Below are 5945 nucleotides of genomic sequence, written 5' to 3' on the forward strand. Positions count from 1 at the left end.
CGCGAGGGTGGCGAGGAAGTCCACGGCGGCGCGAGCGGCAGTCAGCAACTCGTAGGGCAGGGTGCCGAGGTGACCGCCCGTCGGGACCGCCGACACGCAGGCCCGTACGACGCCCTTGACGGGCGTGGACATCGATCGCCGGGCCCAGACGATCCGGGGCTCCGCCCTCGTCCTGTGCCGCCTCCGCGGCGGCTTCCGGAACGTGCCCCCGAGCCGCCGGTGAGGTTGCACCCGGCCGACGGACTCGGCCCGGACCGAGGACGGGCCTTCGGCACCGGGCCTTCTACCCGGGCACCAGCTCCGGCGGGAGGAACCCCGCTTCGGCCAGGCGACGCCACAGCGCGTCCGGCACGGGGTGACGTGCCGCCGCCGCGTTCGCCGTGACTTCGGCGGCCGACCGGCAGCCGACGACCACGGACTCGACGGCCGGATGGAGGGAAGGGAACTGGATCGCGGCGGCGGCGAGTGGCACTCCGTACTCCGCGCACAGTGCCCGGCAATGCCGCGCGCGGGCCAGGGCCTGCTCGGGGACCGGGCGGTAGTTGAACATCGCGCCGGGGGAGGGGTCCGCGAGGAGACCGGTGTTGAACACTCCGCCGACGACGACCGAGGTGCCGGTCTTCACGCACGTAGGCAGCAGCGTTTCCAGGGCCTCGTGGTCCAGGAGCGAGAACCGGCCCGCGATGAGGACGACGTCCACCTCGTACTCCGCCACGTAGGCGGCGAGCGGCGCACTGTGGTTCATGCCGAACCCGATCGCCCGTACCAGTCCTTCGTCCCGGAGCCGGCGCAGCGTCGGGTAGGCGGTGCGCCGGACCTCCTGCGGGAAGTCGTCCGCGTCGTGCAGGTAGAGGATGTCCACCGAGGTGAGGCCCAGGCGGTCGAGGCTCGACTCCAGGGACGCGCGGATACCGGCCTCCGTCCAGTCGGGGACGACCTCGCCGGGTGAGCCGTCGGGCCGTGGACGCAGCAGCCAGCCCGTCTTCGTGGAGATCAGCGGTGCCGTGACGCCCGCCGGCGCCAGAAGGCGGCCGAGTCTGTCCTCGGCCTGGCCGTGCCCGTAGCGCGGTGCCGTGTCGAAGTACGTGATCCCCTCGCGGGCCGCGGCCTTCAGGGTGGCTGCCGCGTCCGCCTCGGTCACCTCCTCGAACAGGCCGCCCAGCGGCGCGGTTCCGATGCCCAGGCGGGGCATGTCGAAAGGAAGCCGGGCGGTCATCGGAACACCTCCGGGGACGGCGCGTCGCAGGTGGGCCGGGCGCCGCGCAGGGTCATCGTCAAGGTCAGTCGCACCCGTGTACGACCGGGCAGGTCCACGCGACAGCGCGAGCCGTCCACGTCCTGTACGGGGCCGTCGTCGACCCGCACCGTGTGCACGGCGTGTTCGGCGAACGAGCCCGCCTGGACCACCAGCGAGTGCGCGGTGTCACCGAGGTTGACCAGTTCCACGACGGTGTGCTCCGGGCGGATGTCGGAGACGAGCGCGGCGGTGTCCGCGGGAAGTCCCGGCCGCTGCCCCACGGCGTCGAAGTAGCGCAGATGCATGTGGGTGAGGCCGCCGTTGTAGAGAACCTGGGGCGAGCCGGTGGTCAGTTGCAGCAGGGCCTCCGTGACGACCGGGTTGCGGTTCTGCCAGTGGTGGATGTCGAGGATTCCGGGGCCCGTCGCAGGGTCCACCTGGTCGGTCTCGATGGCCTCGACGCGTTCGGCGCAGGAGTCGAGGGCGCTGCGCAGCATGCGTTCGGGGAAGTCCGGGTTCCGGCCCTGCAGGAACTCGTACCACGGCTCCTCGTGGCCGGCCTCGTCCTTGATGCGTTGGGTGTGGACCGTCGTCCAGTCCCAGCCGGCGCCCGCCCGCAGTCGCTCGATCCGTTCCTGGTCCTCGGCTTCGCGGCTGAAGTGCCACAGGGAAAGCGGAAGTTGACCCGGCATTACGGTGAAGTCGAACCAGCCGGAGTCGTTGTGCCGCTGCGGGACCATCAGTGTGCGGTCGCCGTCCATCGCGCGCAGATGCGGGTCCCAGCGTTCGCCCAGGGTGCCCCGGTCGTCGGCGCCCAGCCGCTCGCCCTGACGCAGTACGGCGTCCAGCGGGTTGCGGGCGAGGTCGAGGTAGGCCGCGTCGCCGGTCAGCAGGGCCGCGTTCGAGGCGCCGACGAGGGTGGCGCTGCCCACGGGGGAGAGGCCGTGCGGCCAGGACCAGCCGTAGTGCGCGCCGTACCAACGGCCGCCCAGGTATGCGCCGACGGTGCCGTCGAGCCCCGCGTTGTCGGGGACGACGTCGTGTCCGTCGAGCCGCTCGCGCCAGACGCCGACGTACTCGGCCACCCAGTCCGCGTAGCGCTGCTCACCGCTGAGGAGAAAGGCGTTCGTGGCCAGCCCCGTCGCGGCGAGATTGACGATCGTGTCGCCGCGGCCCATCCGGTCCCACATCGCGCGGCCGTAGGCGCGGGCGCGCCCGGGGTCGGCCGCGAGCTGGTCGAAGGAGGTCACATCGTCCATCGCGTCGAGCGGAAGCCCGTACGGGCGCAGGGCGAGGCTCCACGGGAAGTACGGCTCTTCGTCGCTGAAACCCGGGCGAGGGCCCCCCGACCCGTTGTGCGGTGCGCGCACGACCCGGTGCTCGGGGTCGTAGTTGGGGCCGTCGGGGAGGTAGAAATCGGCGAAATCACAGGCCATGGAGCGGAGTTGCTGGTCGCCGGGGTCGGCCAGGCACAGGCCGTAGAAGAGCAGCAGGCCCTCGCCCTGATGGAACCAGTCGTAGCCGCGCTCCAACCCGCCCCGGAGCATGCCCATTTCGGAGAGCTGTGCGGACACGCCGCTCCAGTGCCGCCGCGCCGCGGTCAGGAGATCGGCACTGCCGCCGAGGGTATACAGCGTGGGCCAGTTGAAGAACGGCTCGTAGAAGTCGTCCACGCCGTCGCGGCCGTCCGGACCCACGCCGAGCGTGTCCCGGAAGACGAGGCGCCCGTCGCCCTCGGTGTAGCGGTCGGCGAAGAGACGCCAGGCGGCGTCCTGGCGGGCGAACAACTCCCTCTGGAGCAGGGCCCATCGGGGTGCCTCGTCGAGAGGGCGGACCGCCCGGAGCCGGAGGCCGGGCGCCGTGGTGGCGGTCATCGTCGCACCTCCGCAGCCGTGTTCGAGCCGTTGGTCCATGGGTTCCTGGACATCGAGAACATCCGCCCTTCACAATCGCCCATCGATAGACGATGGTTAGACTCACCGGCGCGAGCCGGGCTGTCAATACTCGGGAACGGCACATCAGGAGGAACCCGGCCGTGATCGACTGCCATGTACACCTGTGGGACCCGGCATGCGGATTCCCGTGGATCCGTCCGGGGAGCGTCCATCACCGGGCATTCGGCATCGAGGACCTGGAGGCGTCGGGACCGGACACGGCAGCGACCGCGGCGATCCTGGTCGAGGGGTCCCGCGGTGACGTCGGCGAGACGCTCGCCCTGCGCGCGTGGCGGACGAGCCGCCCCGACCTCGTCGCGGGGTACGTGGGAAATCTGCACGTCCACGGCGACGACGGCCCCCGGCGCTTTCGCGCCCTGCTGCGCGACCTGGGCGACACCCGCCCGAACGCCATGCGGCTGGGTGGTGCGAGCTGGGCGGACAGCCCGGAATCCGCCCGCGCGCTGGTGCCGGAACTCGCTGCCGCCGAGGTGGCGTTGGAGCTCAACCTGGGTTCTGGTTCGCTACGGGCGGCGGCCGGCGTGGCCATCCGGTACCCGCGGCTCACCGTGGTCGTCGACCACCTCGGCAACCCGCCGAACCTCCGCCAGGACGTGGGGGAGTGGTACCGCGACCTGGAGCGGGCCGCATCGGTCCCGAACGTGGTCGTCAAGATCTCCGGCCTGCTCACCCAGCAGCACGGCGTACCGCCGGAGCGGACCGCGGAGCTGGTGAGGCACGTGGTGGGCGTGCTCGGACCCGACCGGTGCCTCGTCGGATCGGACTGGCCGATCTGCTTGGCCCGGGGCGGTCGCGCCGAGTCCCTGGAACTCTCCTGCCTCGGTCTCGACCGGCTCCCGGACGGCGAACGCGGGCGGATTCTGCACGACAACGCCGTCCGGGTGTACGGACTGAGTGGTTGACAGCCGCCGAGACGCACTGATTCGATTCCGTCGATGATCGATAGGCGATGAAACTGCCGGGAATTTCCCAGCCCCGAAGACCAGCCCCGAAGACCAGCCCCGAAGACCGCGGAGATGCGACATGGCGTTGTTCGATCTGCCCCTGGACGAGCTGGAGCGGTACCGCCCGGTTCTGGACGAGCCCGACGACTTCGACGCGTTCTGGCGCGAGACCCTCGCCGGACAGCGGGACTTCGCTCCGGCCGTGACGTTCGAACCGGTCCACAACGGACTCGCCACCATCGACACGTACGACGTGACGTTCGCCGGATACGGCGGCCACCCCGTACGCGGCTGGCTGCACCTGCCCGTCACCCGCTCCGGCCCGCTGCCGGCCGTCGTGGAATACCTGGGATACGGCAGCGGGCGCGGGGCCCCGCACGAGAAGCGACTGTGGGCCTGTGCGGGCTACGCGCACCTCGTGATGGACACCCGGGGGCAGGGCGCCGAGACGCCCGACCCCGACCCGGCCTCCGGGGACATCGCGTCGCCCGGCTTCCTGACGCGCGGTGTGCTCGACCCGCGCCGCTACTTCTACCGACGGGTCTACACCGACGCCGTACGGGCGGTCGCCGCCGTACGCACCCACCCCTTGGTCGACGCCGCACGGGTCGCGGTCACCGGAACCAGCCAGGGCGGCGGCATCGCGCTGGCCGCCGCGGGCCTGGTCCCCGACCTCGTCGCCGTCATGCCGGACGTGCCGTTCCTGTGCCACTTCCCGCGCGCCACCACGATCACCGACAAGCCGCCGTACTCCGAAGTCACCCAGTTCGTGAAGCTGCACCGGGAGCACGCGGCCACGGTCGCCCGCACGATGGCGTACTTCGACGGCGTCAGCCTGGCCCGCAGGGCGAACGCGCCGACCCTGTTCTCGGTCGGCCTCATGGACCACATCTGCCCGCCCTCGACCGGGTACGCGGCGTTCAACCACTACGGCGCCGAAGGCGGGGTGGATCAGGCCGACAAGCACATACGCGCCTATCCGTTCAACGACCACGAAGGCGGAGGCCCCACCCACGAGGTGGTCAAACTGGACTGGCTGGCGAAGCGGTTGGACCTCACGGTCTGACGTTCGTCCGGGGTTCCGCCTCCGTGCGCCCCCACCGCAATTCCATCGATAGACGATGAGCGCGTAACATGACACAACTGGTTCGCCCCGTCGCAGGATTGGGAATTCATGGCATCGAACGTGTCGGCTGGATTCGTCTCCACGCTGGCCACCAACAAGGACCGGTTCCGCAAGACCCTGATCTCCGACCAGGTCTACGAGCTGCTCCGCCAGGCCGTCGTCGACGGCGATCTCGCACCGAGCGAGCGCGTCGTCGAGTCGGAGATCGCCCGGCGGCTGGGGGTGAGCCAGGCCCCGGTGCGGGAGGCGGTCAAACGTCTGGCCCGGGAGGGGCTGCTCATGCACGTCCCGCGCCGCGGCCACTTCGTCGTGGAGATCTCCGCACAGGACGCCGAGTACGCCCGACAGGTACGCGAACCGCTGGAGCGGCTCGCCGCGCGCCTCGCCACCGAACACCTCACCGACGACCACCTCCGTGAGCTCGACGCGCTGGTCGAGCGGATGCGGGACGCCGTCGCCGCGAACGACGTGAGCCTGTTCCGCGACGCCGACATCGAGTTCCACACCGTGGTCAGCCAGATCGCCGGCAACCCGTTCCTGGCCCGGATGTGGGAAGTCATCGAGCCGAGCCTGCGCACTCTGCGGGCCATCTCCGACCCCCTCTTCGAGGTCCTCCGACGAGCGTCCTTCGACGAGCCTCACGCCCGGGGCGTACCGTCCCAGCGCCATGTGGTCGGGCGGGG

General features: G+C 71.0%; 5 protein-coding genes. 3 read left to right on the plus strand and 2 right to left on the minus strand.

Annotation, left to right across the window (positions count from 1 at the left end):
• Window positions 1-283 precede the first annotated feature (283 nt).
• The gene (locus tag ACWD3D_RS32385; RefSeq protein WP_451464300.1) at window positions 284-1216 is read right to left on the minus strand and encodes an aldo/keto reductase; all 933 of its coding nucleotides are present in this window, start codon (window positions 1214-1216) and stop codon (window positions 284-286) included.
• Complete coding sequence (locus tag ACWD3D_RS32390) at window positions 1213-3111, minus strand: hypothetical protein (RefSeq protein WP_451464301.1); 1899 nt, start codon at window positions 3109-3111, stop codon at window positions 1213-1215. The genes ACWD3D_RS32385 and ACWD3D_RS32390 overlap by 4 nt, the downstream gene beginning before the upstream one ends.
• A gap of 161 nt (window positions 3112-3272) precedes the next feature.
• Here ACWD3D_RS32390 and ACWD3D_RS32395 point away from each other — a divergent pair, with 161 nt between their 5' ends.
• The 3 genes from ACWD3D_RS32395 to ACWD3D_RS32405 form a co-directional block, all read left to right on the plus strand.
• Window positions 3273-4094 carry an amidohydrolase family protein gene (locus ACWD3D_RS32395; RefSeq protein WP_451464302.1) on the plus strand — a complete coding sequence of 274 codons (822 nt, stop codon included), beginning with the start codon at window positions 3273-3275 and terminating at the stop codon, window positions 4092-4094.
• 121 nt (window positions 4095-4215) lie between these two features.
• Window positions 4216-5202, plus strand: coding sequence for an acetylxylan esterase (locus ACWD3D_RS32400; protein WP_451464303.1), 987 nt, complete (start codon window positions 4216-4218; stop codon window positions 5200-5202).
• A 108-nt stretch (window positions 5203-5310) separates the two neighbouring features.
• Window positions 5311-5945 (plus strand): GntR family transcriptional regulator (locus tag ACWD3D_RS32405; protein ID WP_451464304.1); only part of this gene is annotated, 635 nt, incomplete at its 3' end.

This window comes from Streptomyces sp. NPDC002690 (assembly GCF_053592415.1).

Excerpts from the sequence above, each read along its gene's own strand:
- ACWD3D_RS32390 (WP_451464301.1), bottom strand. The coding sequence starts at position 3,111 with ATGACCGCCACCACGGCGCCCGGCCTCCGGCTCCGGGCGGTCCGCCCT.
- ACWD3D_RS32385 (WP_451464300.1), bottom strand. The coding sequence starts at position 1,216 with ATGACCGCCCGGCTTCCTTTCGACATGCCCCGCCTGGGCATCGGAACC.
- ACWD3D_RS32400 (WP_451464303.1), top strand. The coding sequence starts at position 4,216 with ATGGCGTTGTTCGATCTGCCCCTGGACGAGCTGGAGCGGTACCGCCCG.